At 69.7% G+C, this 17,942-nt stretch carries 13 protein-coding genes; 4 read left to right on the plus strand and 9 right to left on the minus strand.

What is annotated here, in order from left to right; genetic code table 11:
* Window positions 1-22 precede the first annotated feature (22 nt).
* The 5 genes from BST38_RS09570 to BST38_RS09590 all read right to left on the minus strand — a co-directional run bounded on the left by BST38_RS09570 (window position 23) and on the right by BST38_RS09590 (window position 9,938).
* Window positions 23-1,411, minus strand: coding sequence for an FAD-binding oxidoreductase (locus BST38_RS09570; RefSeq protein ID WP_083143053.1), 1,389 nt, complete (start codon window positions 1,409-1,411; stop codon window positions 23-25).
* A gap of 166 nt (window positions 1,412-1,577) precedes the next feature.
* Complete coding sequence (locus BST38_RS09575; protein WP_083143054.1) at window positions 1,578-2,198, minus strand: hypothetical protein; 621 nt, start codon at window positions 2,196-2,198, stop codon at window positions 1,578-1,580.
* 175 nt (window positions 2,199-2,373) lie between these two features.
* Window positions 2,374-5,811 carry an ATP-binding protein gene (locus BST38_RS09580; RefSeq protein WP_110781707.1) on the minus strand — a complete coding sequence of 1,146 codons (3,438 nt, stop codon included), beginning with the start codon at window positions 5,809-5,811 and terminating at the stop codon, window positions 2,374-2,376.
* 13 nt (window positions 5,812-5,824) lie between these two features.
* Window positions 5,825-8,827 carry a UPF0182 family protein gene (locus BST38_RS09585; RefSeq protein WP_083143055.1) on the minus strand — a complete coding sequence of 1,001 codons (3,003 nt, stop codon included), beginning with the start codon at window positions 8,825-8,827 and terminating at the stop codon, window positions 5,825-5,827.
* Window positions 8,828-8,915: 88 nt separating this feature from the next.
* Window positions 8,916-9,938, minus strand: coding sequence for a YlbL family protein (locus BST38_RS09590; RefSeq protein WP_083143198.1), 1,023 nt, complete (start codon window positions 9,936-9,938; stop codon window positions 8,916-8,918).
* An 88-nt stretch (window positions 9,939-10,026) separates the two neighbouring features.
* On the opposite strand from BST38_RS09590, the gene BST38_RS09595 reads away from it, so the two are divergent.
* The 3 genes from BST38_RS09595 to BST38_RS09605 all read left to right on the plus strand — a co-directional run bounded on the left by BST38_RS09595 (window position 10,027) and on the right by BST38_RS09605 (window position 13,659).
* Window positions 10,027-11,400 carry a zinc-dependent metalloprotease gene (locus BST38_RS09595; protein ID WP_083143056.1) on the plus strand — a complete coding sequence of 458 codons (1,374 nt, stop codon included), beginning with the start codon at window positions 10,027-10,029 and terminating at the stop codon, window positions 11,398-11,400.
* A gap of 71 nt (window positions 11,401-11,471) precedes the next feature.
* Window positions 11,472-12,302 carry a TOMM precursor leader peptide-binding protein gene (locus tag BST38_RS09600; RefSeq protein WP_181792011.1) on the plus strand — a complete coding sequence of 277 codons (831 nt, stop codon included), beginning with the start codon at window positions 11,472-11,474 and terminating at the stop codon, window positions 12,300-12,302.
* A gap of 19 nt (window positions 12,303-12,321) precedes the next feature.
* On the plus strand, window positions 12,322-13,659 hold the full coding sequence (locus BST38_RS09605; RefSeq protein WP_083143057.1) for a macrolide-binding ATPase MABP-1: 1,338 nt from the start codon (window positions 12,322-12,324) through the stop codon (window positions 13,657-13,659).
* A gap of 20 nt (window positions 13,660-13,679) precedes the next feature.
* Here BST38_RS09605 and BST38_RS09610 read toward each other — a convergent pair whose 3' ends face one another.
* From BST38_RS09610 to BST38_RS09615, 3 genes are all read right to left on the minus strand, one after another.
* Complete coding sequence (locus BST38_RS09610; protein WP_083143058.1) at window positions 13,680-13,973, minus strand: WhiB family transcriptional regulator; 294 nt, start codon at window positions 13,971-13,973, stop codon at window positions 13,680-13,682.
* A 160-nt stretch (window positions 13,974-14,133) separates the two neighbouring features.
* Window positions 14,134-14,295 carry a hypothetical protein gene (locus tag BST38_RS29345; protein ID WP_165761572.1) on the minus strand — a complete coding sequence of 54 codons (162 nt, stop codon included), beginning with the start codon at window positions 14,293-14,295 and terminating at the stop codon, window positions 14,134-14,136.
* A 107-nt stretch (window positions 14,296-14,402) separates the two neighbouring features.
* Window positions 14,403-16,523 (minus strand): ATP-dependent DNA helicase UvrD2, encoded by a 2,121-nt coding sequence (locus tag BST38_RS09615; protein WP_083143059.1) that lies wholly within the window; start codon window positions 16,521-16,523, stop codon window positions 14,403-14,405.
* Window positions 16,524-16,592: 69 nt separating this feature from the next.
* Between BST38_RS09615 and mrx1 the strand changes: the two genes are divergently transcribed.
* Window positions 16,593-16,844: a mycoredoxin Mrx1 gene (gene mrx1, locus BST38_RS09620; protein ID WP_083143060.1), complete on the plus strand. Its 252-nt coding sequence runs from the start codon at window positions 16,593-16,595 to the stop codon at window positions 16,842-16,844.
* A 77-nt stretch (window positions 16,845-16,921) separates the two neighbouring features.
* Here mrx1 and nudC read toward each other — a convergent pair whose 3' ends face one another.
* Window positions 16,922-17,878, minus strand: coding sequence for an NAD(+) diphosphatase (nudC, locus tag BST38_RS09625; RefSeq protein WP_083143061.1), 957 nt, complete (start codon window positions 17,876-17,878; stop codon window positions 16,922-16,924).
* Window positions 17,879-17,942: the final 64 nt, after the last annotated feature.

The following is a 17,942-nucleotide window of genomic DNA, read 5'->3' on the forward strand; positions in this document are numbered from 1 at the left end:
TCCGCAGTGCTGATGGCCGCCGTCAGACCAGCGTCCGGATCACCTGGCCGGTGGCCAGCACCCGGGCCGGGTCGTAGCGGTCCGCCAGGGCGGCCAGCCAGTGCAGCGTGTCCTCGCTGTACACCCGCGCCGGACGCGCCGGGTCGTAGGACGGCGCGAAGTTCGGCCACTGCCCGCCCGTGGACCACGCGGCAACGGCATGGGTGACCGAGCGGGCATGCTCGACGACCGCGCCGGCGATCTCCGGCGCCAACGCACCGATGACCGTCAGCGAATAGGCGGCGTCCCGGTGGCAGAACGCGCTGCGGTGTTCCGGTTCGCGCGCCAGCGCTCCACCGAGCATCCGCAGCTCGACCAGCGCCTGCGGCGACCCGGACTCTGGGCCGGCCGCCGCGAGCACGGCATCGATCGCCTCGGCGGGTAGCTCCGACAGCAGGGCGTGGGCCTCGTTGCACGGCATCGGATCGACCGGGTCGGCGTGCACCGCACCGATCGCCGCGTAGGGCATCACCGCGACCGCGTCGATCAACGGCGTCGCCAGTGCGCGCATCGGGGCCAACAGCCGCTCCCCCTCCGCGAGGTCGCCTACGGCGGTGTACCGCACCGAAACCGTCATCCTGCCGGCCAGTGGTTCGGGCACGCCGGGCAGCGGGGGCAGCTGTTGGATCGCGATCGAGGTGTTCACCGTCTCGGGTAGCGTCGCGCTCCAGGCGCGCCAGGCGTGCAGCACCGTCGCGGCCTTACTACCGTCGAAATACAGTGCCCCTCCGTAGAACTCGGCGATGGCGGGCATCTCCATCTCGACCGAGGTGACGATGCCCAGCGTCGCCTTGCCCCCGCGCAGGCCCCAGAACAGGTCCGCGTTCTCGTCGGGGGCGGCACGCAGCAACCGACCGTCCCCGGTCACCAGCTCGAACGCGCGCACATGGTCCGAGGACAGGCCGACAGTGCGCACCAACGGCCCGATCCCTCCCCCGGTCAGGTAGCCGACCACGCCGACGGCCGGCGACGACCCGCACAGCGGCGCGAGTCCGTGCGGGGTGGCGGCGTCGATCACGTCCTGCCAGCGTGCGCCGGCCTGCACCTGCGCCGTGCCGTTGAGGGGGTCGACGGAGACGCGCTTCATCGCCGACGTCTGGACCAGGATCGTGTTCGGCCCGATCCCGACCGCGCCGTGGCCGGTCGCCTGCACCGTCACCGTGAACCCGTGTGCGGCGGCGAACCGCACCGTCGCCGCGACGTCCTGCGGGGACGTCGCCAACACCACGGCCGCCGGATTGACGGGTGCGGCCACGTTCCACGGGGCGCAGCGCTCGTAGCCGGGCTCACCGGGCAGCGCGACGTGCGTCGTGACCTGATCGCGCAGGGTGCGCAGCGCTTCGTCGCGGCTCAGGTCCGTGGGTGCGGTCATCGATAGGGTCCTTTCTCGGATTCCTGGTGTTGCGCAGCAGCATCGCCGAGCGGCCTTGGCGGCCACTTGGCGCCGGACACCAAGAAAAATCCAAGCGGAACCTACCGCGTGACCTGCGATTTAGCGCGCGCTCGGCGGCGGCGAGCGGAAAGTCACGCGGGACGAGCTAGACCAGTTCGGGGACGCGCAGGTGGGCCAGCACCAGGTCGCAGTCGCAGGAGTCGAGTACCTCGGCTCCGGCGTCACGCACCGTGACCAGCTCCAGTTCGTCGAGAGCCTCCCGGTTGTGGCGCAGCGCGTCGGAGCTGTCGAACGTCACCGACGCGACGCCGAAGCCCGAATCACGGTCCGCCATCAGGCTGGCGCTGCAGAAGCCGTCCAGTTCCTCCAGCGCCGGGATGGTCGCCAGCCGGAACGCGTCGATGGCGCGGTCGACGTTCTCGGCCGCCACCCGTGCCCACGTGACCCGCACGCAGGCGCCCGGTGACGACCGGTGGTCGCGGTGCAGCGCCGCGATCTCCCACTCGTCGACCGTGGGGCTGCCCCCGAGGATCTGCGCCGCGCGGTCGCGATGCTGGTCGGCGACGGGCCTGCTGGCGTACATGGCCTGCTCGGACTCCCAGGCGGTCGTCGCGATGCAGCGGCCGGTCTGACGGTCGACCAACAGCGACAGGCCGATATAGCCGTCCAGTCCGGTCAGCGCCGGCCACACCGTGTCGTGGATGTAGGCGATCCCGCGTTCGACAGCCGAGGATCGCGCGTGGATGGTCGAACTACGCGCATACATATCTGCCTCCGTAGTACGTGGCAGCGTCCCAGCGGCGCCGCCGGACGTCCTCATCGTCCTCCGCGGGACACCTCGGGGCAATGGCCGAACCGGCCGCGACGCCTCGCGAGACCGCCATCCCGGTAGTGACTACCGCGTGGTGGCTACCGTGGGGGCGGTCTCGCGAGACGGCAGGTCAGGTCAGCCGTGACGCCGCGGCCGCGACCGCGGCCATCCCGACCCCGGTGGCCTCGGCGGCCAGTGCGGCGGCGTCCGCCGAGCGCTGCGCCGACGGCGCGGCCAACTCGCAGTCCAGCAGCCGGCACCGCAGCAGCGTCGGCACGCCGTCGGTACGCTCGGCGATCGCGCGGGCGGTCGCGAGGTCCGCCCTCGCCTGTTCGGCATCCCCGCGCAGCGCATGCAGCCGAGCGGTCGCCAGCGCCACCGGTCCCGCCATCCCGACCTGCCCGATCACCGCGATCCGGTCGCGATACGCGTCCAGGTGTGCCAGCAGCAGTTCGGCGAACTCGGGGAGGCCGTGATCGGCGGCCAGATGCGCCAGCAGGGTGTGATGACCCAGCGTCGTCCAGATATGGGACCGGTCGGTGTCCTCCGCCCACCGGCGCAACGTCGCCAGCGCCTCGTCGTGCGCCTTCGGACCGGTCAGCAGCGTCAGCACCCCGGTGCGCACCACGCCGACCATGCCGAGACCGCCGGATCCTTGCGCGTCCAACGCCTCCCAGCTCGGCTCGACCGGTCCGCCGCGCTCACGCAGCAGCGTCGCCCGCGCCAGCAGCCCGCTGCCCGCCTCGTACAGCTCGGTCTGCTCGTGGACGTGCGCGGCGATCGCGTGATGCCGCTCGGCTTCGGCGAAATCGCCGTGCCACACCGCCAGCACGGCCTCCATCCAGCGCAGCTGCGCGCGCAGCACCGGCAACCGCAGCTCCTCGCTGCCCGCGATACCCGCCTGCACGTGGCGGCGGGTCGCGGCGACATCGGCGAGGTTCATCGCGGCCATCGTCGCGACCGAATGCGCGATCACCGAATCCTCACGAGACCTGCTGTGCCCCAAAGAGTTCAGTCTGTCGACCCACTCCAGCGACTGCGCGCTCAGCGCCGCGACACCGGAGAACGTGATCAGCCGGCCCACCAGTACGTCGGCGATCACGTCCGGATCCCCGCTGTCCTCGGCGAGCCGCTGCGCCCGGTCAAGCAGCCCCGGCGCGATCGCCGGATCCGGGTGGTAGCAGTGCCCGACGGCCAGCGCCGACAGCACCCGGGCCGACGACGCCGGTTCCCCCTCCGTGAGCGTCGCCGCCCGCATCAGCAGGGTCAGCAGCTCCCCCGGATCGTTACCCGGGGCCAGCCACGGCCACCCGCCGCTGGCCCGCAACAGCGCGCTGGCCACCCGGCCCGCGCTCGCCGCCCGCCCGGTGCGCAGCGCCTCCCCGAGATAGCGCTGCACGCTGTCGAGCACGAGTTGGCCGCGCCCGGCCCGCGAATGCGCTTCCAGCAGTTCGACGGTCAACGCATCCCGGACGGCGTCGTCGCGCTCGGACACCGGCAGCCGGTCGTAGGCGTCCAGCGCGGCCTGCCACCAGCGCGCGGCGATGTCCGAACTCCATTGCTGCGTCGCCTCTTCGGCCGCCAGCCGGCAGGCCTGCACCACCACCGTCGGCTCCACCAACGGCTGCGCGGCGACGAGGTGCTGCGCACGCCAGGTCGGCGCATCCGGTAGCGCGCTGTCGGCCAGCACATCGGCGACCTTGGCGTGTACGCGCTGCCGGCGCAGCGCGGGCATCCCGGTGAGCAACTGCTCGCGCAGCAGACCGTGGGCGAACACGTAACCCTCACCGGTGTGCGAGGAGACGATGATGCGTTCGTCGGCCGCCTCATCCAGATAGTCGGCCAGCGTGTCCAGATCCAGCGCCGTGGTCTTGGCCAGCAGCGGAACCGTGACCGAGTCGAGGACATCGGCGATCACCGCCGCGGCGCGCAGCACCTGCATCACCGCCGGATCCAGCGCGGCCAGGCGACGGTCCAGCACCGAGCGCACCGCGTGCGGAATCTCGTTGCCCGCGCGCTCCTCTCGGGGCAGCCGGGCGTATTCGGAGACGAAGAACGGGTTGCCGCCGGTGCGGTCCGCCAACTGGGCAGCCTCTTCGGCGGTGACGACCTCCTCGGCCACCTCGTTCGCCAGCACCGCGACGTCCTCCGACGACAGCGCGGGCACCTCGATGAGCCGGTTGTCCTTGCCGCGGGCCACCGTACTGAGCAGTCGCGCGACCTCGGGCGTGCGCTCGCCGTCGCGCACCGTGACGATCACCAGCACCGGGTGGTCGCGCAGCGCTCCGGCGATGTAGGCCAGGCACGCAGCGGAGGTGGTGTCCGACCACTGCACGTCGTCGACGATCACCGCGCGCAATCCCGGTGCGGACTCGAGGAGTCGCTGGATCCGTTCGTAGACGAGGAATCTCGCGGTATCCGGGTCAGCGTGCGGCGGGATCGCGAGCACCTCGTCGGCGTCGGCGCCCAGCGACCGGACCAACTGCCGCATCGGCCACCACGGCGGGGTGCCCCGCTCGTCGGGACAGTTGACCCAGACGGCGTCGCCGCCCCCGCCGGTCACCAGCCCCGCGATCTCCTCGGCCAGCCGGGTCTTCCCGATCCCCGGCGGCCCCGACAGCACCAGCCAGCGCGTCGCGCCTGCCCTGGTCCGCTCCAACAGCTCTGCCGCCGTGGCGAGTTCGCGCCTGCGGCCGATCAACGGCGCACGGTGCGACGCCGGCTCGGGCGTCTCGGCCCGGGCCGTGGTGGCCTCGGCGGGCACCACCGGCGCGGCGCCGGTCCACTCCGGCGAGCGCGGCCACCCCGACAGTTCGGGCGCCTGGCGCAGCACGGCGGTCTGCAGATCGCGAAGCTCCGGCCCCGGCTCGAGACCGAGTTCGTCGTCGAGCCGGCGCGCATACCGGCTGTAGGCCTCCAGTGCGTCGGCGGCGCGCCCGGCCCGGTACAGCGCGAGCATCTGTAGTCGGCAACCCCGGTCGGCGAGCGGATCGAGTGCGCGCAGCTGCGACACCGTCGTCAGGGCGGCCGGGATCCTTCCCAGCGCCAGCAACGAGATCACCTTGTCGGCAACGCATTCGGTGCGCATCTCGGCGATACGCGCCGCGTCCTCGCGCACCCAGTCGGCGTCCCCCATGTCTTCGAGCAGCTCGCCGCGGATCAGGACGAGCGCCGCGTCGGACTCGGCGAGGGCCTCCTCCCAGCGTTCGGCCTCGATCGCCGCGGCCGCCCGCCCGCAGGCCGAGCCGAACACCGTGATGTCGAGGTCGTCGGGGCCGAGGTCGATGAAGTACCCCGGCGGCTGACGCACGATCGGCTGCGCCACCGACGCCGTCGGATCACCGGCGCGCAGCGCCCGGCGCAGGTTGGAGATGTAGACCTGCAGGCTCGCCGTCGCGCTGGCCGGGACATCGTCGCCCCACACCGCGTCGACGAGCCGATCGGTCGACACCACCCGGCCCTGCGCCAGCAGCAACGCCGCCAGCACCGCCCGCTGCTTGCGCGGGCCGACATCGATCACACCCTCCCCGTGGACCACTTGCAGTGGTCCGAGCAACCGATAGCGCACCGGTGTGGGTGAACTAGCCGGTTTCCTGGTACTTCGTCACCGCATCGTCGAGGCGTTGCAGCGCCTCGCCGTACTCCGCGAAGTTGCCACCCTCCTGCGCGCTGCGCAGCGCATCGAGCGCGGAGTTGACGTCCTGCAGCGCCGCGGCTTTCGCGGCCGACAGCTGCGTCGGACCTGGCGGCGGCACCGCGCCCGGAACCTCCGCCTGCTGGGGCGGCGGAGCCTGCCCGGGCCGGCCCGGCGGCTGCGCGGTGGGTGGCCGCTGCTGGGACTGACCGGCGGCGGGCGGTTCGGTCGTCGCGGGACCGGTCGCGGTCGCGTCGGCGCCGGGACCGAACAGATCGGTCAGCGCGTCACGCACCGTCGGGCCGTAACCGATCTGGTCGTTGTACATCATCGCCACGCGGATCAGACGCGGGTACGTCGATGCGGCATCGGTGTTACCCGGTGACGCGTAGATCGGTGCGACATAGAGCAATCCACCGTCGCCCAGCGGCAGGGTCAGCAGGTTGCCCCACCGGATCCGGTTCTGGCCGTCGCGGCCGATCTGTCCCAGCTCGGTCGAGACCGCGGTGTCGGTGCTGATCGCGTTGAACGCCAGCTTGGGACCGTTGACCTGGCCCGGGATCGTCAGAACCGTCAGCCGGCCGTACGTCTCGGGATCGGAGCTGGCACTGATGTAGGCCGCCAGGAAGTCACGCCGGAAGCGGTTCATCGCACTGGTCAGCTGGAACGACGTCGAACCGTTGTTCTCGGCGAGGTCCTTGGCGACGATGTAGTACGGCGGCTGGTAGCTGCTGGCCGTCGGGTTCGGGTCCAGCGGCACGTCCCAGAAGTCCGACGTCGAGAAGAACGTCACCGGATCGTCGACGTGATACTTGGCCAGCAGCGCGCGCTGCACCTTGAACAGATCCTCGGGGTAGCGCAGATGCTCCTGCAGTTCCTGACTGATGTCGCTCTTGGGCTTCACACTGTCGGGGAACACCTTCATCCAGGCCTGCAGCACGGGATCCTGCTCGTCCTGGGCGTACAGCGTCACGGTGCCGTCGTAGGCGTCGACGGTGGCCTTGACCGAGTTGCGGATGTAGGACACCTGCTTGTCGAGCTGCAGGCGGTTCTGCGCCACCTCGTTCGAGTCGGTGGTCGCCGACGACAGCGACATCGACTCCGAGTACGGGTAGTTGTCCAGCGTGGTGTAGCCGTCGACGATCCAGACGATCCGCTCGTTGACGATCGCCGGGTAGACCGTGGTGTCCGTGGTCAGCCACGGCGCCACCGCCTCGACACGCTTGGCCGGATCCCGGTTGAACAGGATCTTGCTGTTCTCACCGATCACGTTGGAGAACAAGAAGTTCCGTTCGGCGTACTTGGCCGCGAAGACGCTGCGGGTCAGCCAGTTGCCGATCGGCACGCCACCACTGCCGGTGTAGGTGTAGTTGCGGGTGTCGGTGTTGGTCTCGTAGTCGTACTCGCGGGGCGGGCCGTTCTCGCCGACGATCGCGTAGTCGTCGGCAGTGCTGGCGATCACCGGGCCGTAGTAGATACGGGGCTGCGCCAGCGGAGCGGGCCCGGGCGAGGTCACCTCACCGTTCGCGCCGACGACGCTGGCCAGGAACTCCGGATAGCCGCCGTTCTGGTTCGGGTCGTTGGCGATCCCGCGCACCGTGTTCGCCGGCGAGGCGATGAACCCGTTGCCGTGGGTGAACACGGAGTGCCGGTTGATCCAGTCGCGCTGGTTGTCGATCAGGCGGTCGGGGTTGAGTTCACGCGCGGCGACGACGTAGTCGCGCAGGTTGCCGTCCTCGTCCCGGTACCGGTCCATGTTGAGCTGGTCGGGGAAGAAGTAGAAGTTCTTGCCCTGCTGGAACTGGGTGAACGCGGGGCTGACGATGTTGGGGTCGAGCACCCGGATGTTGGACGTCGTGGCCCGGTCGGCGGCCACCTGCTGCGCCGTCGCGGTCGCGTTGCCCGGGTAGTCGCGATAGTTCACCACCTCGTCGGTGATGCCGTAGGCCTGCCGCGTCGCCGTGATGCTGCGACTGATGTATTCGCTTTCCTTCTGCGCGGCGTTGGGGCGCACGCTGATCTGCTCGACCACCAGCGGCCAGCCCGCGCCGACCACCAGCGACGACAGCAGCAGCAGCACCACGCCGATCGCCGGGATCCGCAGGTCGCGCAGGAAGATCGCGGAGAACACCGCGACCGCGCAGATGACCGCGATCGCCATCAGGATGAGTTTGGCGGGCAGCACCGCGTTGATGTCGGTGTAGCCGGCGCCGGTGAACGGCTTGCCGCTGCGGGTGTGGCTGAGCAGCTCGTAGCGGTCGAGCCAGTACGCGACGGCCTTGAGCAGCATCAGGACGCCGACCAGCGTGATCAGCTGGATCCGTGCCGCGCGGCTCAGCGCGCCGTTGCGCCCGGCCAGCCGGATACCGCCGAACAGGTAGTGGCCCAACAGGTTCGCGATGAATCCCAGGAAGGCCGCGACGAACAGATACGACAGCACGAGCCGGTAGAACGGCAGGTCGAAGGCGTAGAAGCCGAGGTCGATCCCGAACTGCGGGTCGGTGACGCCGAACTCGCCGCCGTGGATGAACAGCTGCACCTGCTGCCAGTAGCTCTGGGCGACGAACCCGGCGAGCACGCCGATACCGACGGGCACGCCGATGCCGATCAGCCGCAGCCGCGTCATGACCGCGGTGCGGTACCGCGCGATCGGGTCGTTGGGTCCGGCCGTCGGGACGAACACCGGCCGGGTGCGGTAGGCCAGCGCCAGCGCCGCGAACACCACCGCGCCGAGCAGGATCGCCACCACGAAGAAGATGATCAGCCGGGTCACGATCTGGGTCGTGAACACCGACCGGTATCCCAGCTCGCCGAACCACAGCCAGTCGACATAGGTGTCGATGAACCGCGGCCCGAGCAGCAGCAACAGCACGGCCACCCCGGCGACTGCGATCAGAAACCGGCTTCGTTGCGTCAGCGTCGGCATTTTCGCCGCGGGGCGCATTCCCACTCGACTACTCCACTCTCGGAAATTCCCAGCAGATGTACAGGAACGACTACTCCGCCCTAACTTTACGCACCCGCCCTATGAAGCCCGCTCAGCAGCGTGGAGGTTCGCCACCAGCGGAAAGCGTCCGCAGCCCGTCGACCGCGTGCTCCAGCGTGTCCACCTTGAGCAGTTCGATGCCGTCCACGTCGGCGGTCTTGGCCTCGGCGCAGTTGTCGGCGGGCACCAGAAACGCCGTCGCCCCGGCCTCCTGGGCGGCGACGATCTTGTGTGTGATGCCGCCGATGGAGCCCACCTTGCCGTCGCCGGAGATGGTGCCGGTGCCCGCGACGAACTTGCCGCCGTTGATGTCACCGGTGGTCAGCTTGTCCACCACGGCCAGGCTGAACATCAGACCGGCCGACGGCCCGCCGATGTTGGCGAGGTTGAACTCGACGGTGAACGGCGCCCACGGCGCGTCGAGCACATTCACCCCGAGGATGCCCTGGTCACGGTCCGGATGCTTGCCGAGGGTGATCTCGGCCGAACCCATCGGCGCGTTCTTGCGGCGGTAGTCGACGACGATGGTGTCGCCGGGCTTGTAGGCCTTGAGCAGCTCCTGGAACTGCTCGAGGTTGGCCACCGGGGTGTTGTTCACGCCGTCGATGGCGTCGCCGGCCTGCAGCTTGCCCTTCGACGGGCCGTCCTCCTCGATGCTCTCGATGGTGACGGCCATCGGGTACTTCAGGTACTGCAGCGCGGCGTACTCGGCACTGTCCTCCGATTGCCGGAAGTCCTGCGTGTTCGCCTCGTCGATCTCCTCGCGCGACTTGTCGGGTGGATACACCAGATCGCGCGGCAGCAACTGGTCGCGACCCGACGCCCAGAAGATCAGCGCCTGCCCGAGGGTCAGCCCGTCGCGTTGCGACACCGTGGTCATGTTCAGATGCCCGGAGGTCGGATGAACGTCGGCGCCCTCGATCGCCACGACCTGCTTGCCGTCGACCTCTCCGAGCGTGTCGAAGGTCGGCCCGGGCCCCAGCGCGACATAGGGCACCGTCACCACCGACGCCAGGATCGCGAAGATCAGGATCGGCACCAGAGCGACGACCAAGGTGGAAATCCGCCTGTTCACGCCGCCCACAGTAAAGGTGTGACCCGAGTTCACTGTCAGCGTGACCCGCGCACGCGCATGTCATCCCCACGGTGAGTACGGTTGAGGCATGGCTGACCTGCCTTTCGGCTTCTCCGCCGGGGACGACCCCGACCGCGACAAGCACAAGAAGGACAACCCCGGCCCGGGATCGGGTGGGGATCCGTTCGGTGCCGGCTTCCCCGGCGGCGGCGAGTTCGACATGTCGCAGCTCGGGCAGATCTTCTCCAAGCTGGGCGAGATGTTCAGCGGCGCCGGGACGTCGATGGCCGGCGGCAAGTCGTCGGGACCGGTGAACTACGACCTGGCCCGCCAGCTCGCCTCGAGCTCTATCGGATTCGTCGCGCCGGTGCCCGAACAGACCGCGACGGCGATCGCCGATGCGGTGCGGCTGGCCGAGACCTGGCTCGACGGGGTGACCCCGCTGCCGGCCGGCACCGTGCGGACGGCGGCGTGGACGCCGAACGACTGGATCGACAACACGATGGACACCTGGAAGCGGCTGTGCGACCCGGTCGCCGAGCAGATCTCCACGGTGTGGGCGCAAGCGCTGCCCGAGGAGGCCAAGGCGATGGCCGGCCCGCTGCTGGCGATGATGTCGCAGATGGGCGGCATGGCGTTCGGCTCACAGCTCGGGCAGGCGCTGGGAACGCTGTCCAAGGAGGTGCTCACCTCCACCGACATCGGGCTCCCGCTGGGGCCCAAGGGTGTCGCGGCGCTGATGCCCGAGGCGGTCGAGTCGCTGTCCGAGGGGCTGGAGCAGCCGCGCAGTGAGGTCGTCACCTTCCTGGCCGCGCGCGAGGCCGCCCACCACCGGCTGTTCAGCCATGTGCCGTGGCTGGCCAGCCAGCTGCTCAACGCCGTCGAGGCGTTCGCCCGCGGCACCAAGATCGACATGAGCGGCATCGAGGAGTTCGCCCGCGGCTTCAACCCGGCCTCGCTGACCGATCCGTCGGAGATGGAGCAGCTGCTCAACCAGGGCATCTTCGAGCCCAAGGCCACCCCGGAGCAGACGGCGGCGCTGGAGCGGCTGGAAACGCTGCTCGCGCTGATCGAGGGCTGGGTGCACACCGTCGTCGTCGACGCGCTCGGCGACCGCATCCCCGGCACCATGGCGCTGGCCGAGATGCTGCGCAGGCGCCGCGCCACCGGCGGGCCCGCCGAGCAGACCTTTGCGACGCTCGTCGGCCTGGAACTGCGCCCCCGCAAGATGCGCGAAGCCGCCGACCTGTGGCGCAAGCTCACCGACGCCGTCGGCGCCGACGCCCGCGACGGGGTGTGGCAGCACCCGGACCTGCTGCCCAGTGCCGCCGACCTCGACGAGCCGGCTGCGTTCATCGACCGGATGATCGGCGGGGACGTCAGCGACCTCGACAGCGCGATCGCCGACCTCGAACGCGAGATCCAGCGCGGCGACACCGGACCGGACGAACCCCGCGCCTGACCCCTGTGGATAACCCGGCTGGGTGCCGGCGCCGCGTGACAGTGTCAAGTCATGACGCGAGGTGTCAAATCATGACGCGGTACGCACTCAGCCCCACCACCCCGGTGCTGTCCCGCCCTGACGGCACCGTCCAGGTCGGCTGGGATCCGCGCCGCGCCGTCGTGGTCCGCCCACCCGACGGGTTGTCCGGCGCGGTGCTGGCCGAACTGCTTCGCTCGCTGCAAGGTGTTGCCACCACCCCGCAACTGAGGGCACTGGCCGCCACCCACGGAGTCGATGCACCCGTGGTCGACGGGCTCGTCACCCATCTCGTACAGCGCGGCGTCGTCACCGCCGCACCGCGTGCGCATGTGCGCGCGGCCGTCATCCGGGTGCACGGTGACGGCCCGCTGACCGACCTGCTGATCGCATCGCTGTGCAACGCGAACGTCCGTGTCAGCCACAGCACCAGAACCAACGCGTCCACCGCCCGCCCCGACCTGGTGGTCCTGACCGACTATCTGGTCGCCGACCCCCGACTGGTCCGCGATCTGTGCGACGCGCGGGTTCCGCACCTTCCGGTGCGGGTGCGCGACGGCACGGGGTTGGTCGGTCCGTTGGTGGTGCCCGGGGTGACGAGCTGTCTGCGGTGCGCCGACCTCCACCGCAGCGACCGGGACGCCGCCTGGCCCGCCGTCGCGGCGCAACTGTGCCGCACCGTCGGTAGCGCCGACCGGGCCACCGTGCTGGCCACCGCGGCGCTCGCGCTCAAGGAGATCGACCAGATCGTGCAGACGTTGCGACGCGCCGATCCCGGTGCCGCGCCGGCCCCGGCAACGCTGGACACCACCCTGGAATTCGACGTCGCGACCGGGTCGATCGACGCGCGGCGGTGGTCGCGGCACCCCGACTGCGCATGCTGACCGCACCGGTCTCCAAGTAGTGGATGATGGACACGTGAGCGAGATCAAGCGGGGCAGCGTTGCGCGGAACGCCAAGCTGGCGTCGTTACCGGTCGGCATGGCGGGACGCGCCGCGCTCGGCTTCGGCAAACGGCTGACCGGCAAGTCGAAGGACGAAGTCAACGCCGAACTCATGGACAAGGCCGCCCAGCAGCTGTTCACCGTGCTCGGCGAGCTCAAAGGCGGCGCGATGAAGGTCGGTCAGGCCCTGTCGGTGATGGAAGCCGCGATCCCCGAGCAGTACGGCAAGCCCTACCGGGAGGCGCTGACCAAGCTGCAGCGCGAGGCGCCGCCGCTGCCGGCCAACCGGGTGCACCGGGTGCTCGACCAGCAGCTCGGCACGAAGTGGCGGGACCGTTTCCAGTCCTTCGACGACAAGGCGATCGCCTCGGCCAGCATCGGCCAGGTCCACAAGGCCGTCTGGGCCGACGGCCGCGAGGTCGCGGTCAAGATCCAGTACCCCGGCGCCGACGAGGCGCTGCGCGCGGACCTGAAAACCATGCAGCGCATGGTCGGCATCCTCAAGCAACTCGCCCCCGGCGCCGACGTGCAGGGCGTGGTCGACGAGCTGATCGAACGCACCGAGATGGAACTCGACTACCGGCTCGAAGCCGACAACCAGCGCGCCTTCGCCAAGGCCTACGAGGGCCACCCGGACTTCGTCGTCCCCCACGTGGTCGCCAGCGCGCCCAAGGTCGTGATCCAGGAATGGATCGAAGGCGTGCCGCTGTCGCAGATCATCCGGGAGGGCACCCAGGAGCAGCGCGACCTGATGGCCACCCGGATGTTCGAGTTCTGCGACGACGCCCCCACCCGGTTGGAGATGGTGCACGGCGACGCCCATCCCGGAAACTTCATGCTGCTGCCCGACAACAAGATGGGTGTCATCGACTTCGGTGCGGTGGCCCCGATGCCCGGCGGCTGGCCGGTGGAGCTCGGCCAGATCCTGCGGTACGCAGTCGACAAGAACTACGACAAGCTGCTGCCCACCATGGAGAAGGTCGGATTCATCCAGAAGGGCCAGCAGGTCTCCACCCGTGAGATCGACGAGATGCTCAAGCAGTACGTCGAACCGCTGGAGGTGCCGGTGTTCCACTACACCCGCAAATGGCTGCAGCGGATGACGACACTGGAACTCGACCGCGCCGCCGGTCAACTCAAAACCGCTCGGCAGATGGACATTCCGCCGAAGCTGGCGATCCCGATGCGGGTGATCGCGTCGATCGTCGCGATCTCCTGTCAGCTCGACGCCCACGTCGACACTCGTCGTATCGCGATGGAGAAGGTTCCGGGATTCGCCGATCCCGACGCGGTGTGAGCGCCGGGACCGGCTGAATCTCAAGCGGCCACAGGGTCTTTCGCGTCCTTACGCGGACGGCCCCGCGGCCGCTTGCGGGCGATGACGGCGCCGCGCTCGAGGATTTCGCCACCCCAGACGCCCCACGGTTCCTGGCGTTCCAGCGCCGCGTTCAGGCAGGCCCGCCGGATCGGGCAGTCCACGCACAGCGCCTTGGCGCGTTCGAGGTCGCGGGGATCCTCGGCGAACCACAGGTCGGGGTCCTCGACATGGCACGGCACCGCCGGCTCTCGCGTTTCGGATGTCGGCGTCTTCTCGCATGTCGGCGAAGACATGTCCGGTCCTCTGCTTTCTGGTCGTTGATTCTCGTCGGTTGTTTTGTCTCTGAACTCTTTTCGATGGATCTGTGACCAGGACTTCGTTGTCGGAGAAACAAGAAGGCCACGGATCCGTGATTGCGGGTCCGTGGCCTGGAGGTGGCGGGTGGGCTAATACCTAGAGATAGCCCCTCACGGACGCGGCAATCGCGCCGGCGGCGGCACGACGCTTACGCGGCGCGGCAGCAGCGGGAATGGGATGCGCGGGATGTACCTGGACAGAGGCACGGAGGGTCAACCACTTGCCGGCAACACCGGTGAACATCTGATTGCTGTTCATGTCTGGCCCCCTCCTTTCGCACATGGCACGCGTCTGTGTGCTACGAGGCTAAACCGTACCAGCAAAACGGCACAACATATTTTTGACCAGCGCTTTTGGCGGAATTTTTACGATTTTTGGCGGCCTTTGACCAACGCGAGGACGTCGGCGCCGAACTGTTCGAGCTTGCGTGCGCCGATGCCGGGGATCGCGACCAGCGCCGCGTCGTCGGTGGGCAGCGACTCGGCGATCGCGATCAGGGTGTTGTCGCTGAACACCACATACGCGGGCACGCTCATCTCCTTCGAGATCCGCAGCCGCCATTCCTTGAGTTCGGCGAGCAGTTCGTCGTCGATGTCCGACGGGCAGGTCTCACAGCGGCGCAGCATGATCGCCGGTGGAGTGGTCAACTGCGCGTTGCAGATTCGGCACCGCGGTGCGGGCCCGCGCGCCCGGCGCGGCTTACTGGGGCCATCGTCGCGCTGGGACTGCGGCGCGATGCCGTTGAGGAAGCGCGACGGGCGTCGGCCCTGCCGGCCGCCCGGATTGCGCGCCAGCGCCCAGCTCAGCGTCAGATGGACCCGTGCCCGGGTCACCCCGACGTACAGCAGCCGGCGCTCCTCCTCGACCGGTTCGCTGTCGGGGCCGTGCGACAGCGCATGGGAGATCGGCAGCGTGCCGTCGGCCAGGCCGACGAGGAACACCGCATCCCACTCCAGGCCTTTCGCCGCATGCAGCGACGCCAGCGTCACGCCCTGCACCACGGGCGGGTGGCGCGAATCGGCGCGTTGGCGCAGCTCGGCAAGCAGGGCACGCAGGTCCAGGCCGGGCCGCTGCGCGACCTCGTCGTCGACGAGCTGGGCCAGCGCGACCAACGCCTCCCACCGGTCGCGCGCGCGGGTGCCCGCAGGCGGTTCGGCCGTCAACCCGAGCGGTTCGAGGATGGCGCGCACGATCTCGGGCAGCGGACCGTCGAGATCGGGCTGGCGCTCGGCGGTTCGCTGCATCGCCAGCAGAGCCTGGCGGATCTCCTGGCGGCTGAAGAACCCCTCCCCGCCGCGCACCTGGAACGCCACCCCGGCTTCGGTGAGCGCCTCCTCGTAGACCTCGGACTGGGCGTTGATGCGGTAGAGCACCGCGATCTCGGACGCGGCGGTGCCGGAGTCGATGAGCTTCTTGATGCTCTTGGCGACCGCGGTGGCCTCGGCGACCTCGTCGGGATACTCCTTGAACACCGGGTTGGGGCCCGGCGGGCGCTGCCCGACGAGGTGCAGCTTGCTTCCCGCCATCCGGCCACGGGCGGCGGCGATGACCCGGTTGGCCAGCGACACCACCTGCGGGGTGGACCGGTAGTCGCGTTCCAGCCGGACCACGGCCGCCTCGGGGAAGCGCCGCGAGAAGTCCAGCAGGTAGCGCGGTGAGGCGCCGGTGAACGAGTAGATGGTCTGGTTCGCATCCCCGACGACGGTCAGGTCGTCGCGGCCGCCGAGCCACGCGTCGAGCACCCGCTGCTGCAGCGGGGTGACGTCCTGATATTCGTCGACGACGAAACAGCGGTACCGGTCGCGGAACTCCTGGGCCACCGCGGGGTCGTTCTCGATCGCCGCGGCGGTGTGCAGCAGCAGGTCGTCGAAATCCAGCAGCGCGACCCCTTCGCGACGCGTCTTGAGCGCCTCGTAGTTGTCGTAGACCGTGGCGACCTTGGCGGCGTCGAACGGGATGTCCCGTCCCACGTCGGCCACCGCGGCGGCGTAGCCCTCCGGGCTGATCAGCGAGGCCTTCGCCCACTCGATCTCGCCGGCCAGATCGCGCACATCGTCGGTGCCCGTCGGCAGGCCGGCGCGGTTGGCAGCCTGCGCGACCACGGCGAACTTGCTGTCCATCAACTGCCAGTCGGTGTTGCCGACCACCCGGGGCCAGAAATACGACAGCTGCCGGCGGGCCGCGGCGTGAAACGTCTGCGCCTGCACCGCACCCGTGCCCGTGCCGTCGTCGAGCGCGCGCAGCCGGGCGCGCATCTCCCCGGCAGCGCGCTGGGTGAACGTCACCGCCAGCACCTGGCTCGGAGCGACGTGACCGGCCGTCACCAGATAGGCGATGCGGCGGGTGATGGTGCGGGTCTTGCCGGTGCCGGCGCCGGCGAGCACACAGACCGGGCCGCGGGGCGCCAGCACGGCCTCGCGTTGTTCCTCGTCGAGGTCACCCAGCAGCAGATCGCGCGACGCCGTGGGAGACATGGCGACCATCATGTCAGCGCGGCCCGACAACCGCGGGCCTCGGGCGGGCATGTCCGGGCCGTCGACTACGTTGATGCAGTTATGAGCACTGACGACGCCGCATTGACCATGTACACGACGACGTGGTGTGGCTACTGCTCGCGCCTCAAGATCGCGCTGAAGTCCGCGGGGATCACCTGGACCGAGGTCGACATCGAGGCCGACCCGGCCGCCGCGGAATTCGTCGGCTCGGTCAACGGCGGCAACCACGTGGTGCCGACGGTCAAGTTCGCCGACGGCTCGACGCTGACCAACCCGACCATCCAGCAGGTCAAGGCCAAGCTCGCCGCCTAGCGTTTCTCCCGCGAGCAGACACAAACTCTCGCGACACGCGGGCGACACGCCGGAGTCTGTGTCTGCTCGCGGGGGGATCAGTCCTGTGCGGCCCAGGATTCGATGATCTCGCGCGCGATCGAGATCGAACCGGGCAGCAACAGCCGCGACGTGCCGCCCGAACCCCAGTCACCCTGATCGAGGGCCTCGCGGATCTCGGCGCGGGTGAACCACTGCGCCTCGGCGATCTCACCGTCGTTGAACGAGAACGGCTGCTCGGGGTCTCCGACCGCGTGGAAACCGACCATCAGCGAACGCGGGAACGGCCACGGCTGCGAGCCGAGATACTGCACATCGGTGACCGTGAGCCCGACCTCCTCGGCGATCTCACGCACCACGCACGACTCGAACGACTCCCCCGCCTCGACGAACCCCGCCAGGATCGAGAACAGCCGCGGCGGCCACACGGTCTGGCGCGCGAGCACCGCGCGGTCGTGGCCGTCGTGCACCAGGCAGATCACCGCCGGGTCGATACGCGGGAACTCCTCGTGGCCGGTGACCGGATTGATCCGCGCCCAACCGCTTTTGATCACCTTGGTCGGGGTGCCGTCGACCGGGCTGAACCGCGCGCTGTCATGCCAGTTCAGCAGCGCGGTCGCGGTCGCGACGAGCTGGGCGCTGACGTCGTCGAACACGTCACCGGTGCGGCGCAGGTCGAGCACCTCCACCGGGGCGTCGGAATCCTCCGGCGGTTCCAGCTCCGACCGCAGCGCCCACACGTGCCTGCCGTCGTCGAGTCTGCCGAGAAACACGGCGTCCTCGGGCGGGGTGGCACCGGCATCGGAGGCGCGGTTGAGCACCGCCCGGCCGCCGGAGATGAGCACCTGGTTGCGCCGGTCCACGCGCAGCAGCACCGCGTCGGCCCAGCCGGCCACGGCGGCGTCGATGTCGGTGCGCAGCGTGTCGGCGCGGTCGGCGCCGACGCGCGACAACAACGGCACGTTGCGGAGCCGGAAACCCGGGCTGTTGACCGGGTTGGTGGCGTGATCGCTCATCGGGTCCTTCTGCTCTTCGCGCAAGCGCTCATCGGGTCCTTCTGCTCTTCGCGCAAGCGCTCAT

Origin of the sequence: Mycolicibacterium parafortuitum, assembly GCF_002086815.1 — a bacterium.
Lineage (GTDB): Bacteria > Actinomycetota > Actinomycetes > Mycobacteriales > Mycobacteriaceae > Mycobacterium > Mycobacterium parafortuitum.

Coding starts and splice junctions, on each gene's coding strand:
- BST38_RS09570 (WP_083143053.1), bottom strand. CDS start 1,411: ATGACCGCACCCACGGACCTGAGCCGCGACGAAGCGCTGCGCACCCTG.
- BST38_RS09575 (WP_083143054.1), bottom strand. CDS start 2,198: ATGTATGCGCGTAGTTCGACCATCCACGCGCGATCCTCGGCTGTCGAA.
- BST38_RS09595 (WP_083143056.1), top strand. CDS start 10,027: ATGGCTGACCTGCCTTTCGGCTTCTCCGCCGGGGACGACCCCGACCGC.
- BST38_RS09600 (WP_181792011.1), top strand. CDS start 11,472: ATGACGCGGTACGCACTCAGCCCCACCACCCCGGTGCTGTCCCGCCCT.
- BST38_RS09610 (WP_083143058.1), bottom strand. CDS start 13,973: ATGTCTTCGCCGACATGCGAGAAGACGCCGACATCCGAAACGCGAGAG.
- BST38_RS29345 (WP_165761572.1), bottom strand. CDS start 14,295: ATGAACAGCAATCAGATGTTCACCGGTGTTGCCGGCAAGTGGTTGACC.
- BST38_RS09615 (WP_083143059.1), bottom strand. CDS start 16,523: ATGATGGTCGCCATGTCTCCCACGGCGTCGCGCGATCTGCTGCTGGGT.
- mrx1 (WP_083143060.1), top strand. CDS start 16,593: ATGAGCACTGACGACGCCGCATTGACCATGTACACGACGACGTGGTGT.
- nudC (WP_083143061.1), bottom strand. CDS start 17,878: ATGAGCGATCACGCCACCAACCCGGTCAACAGCCCGGGTTTCCGGCTC.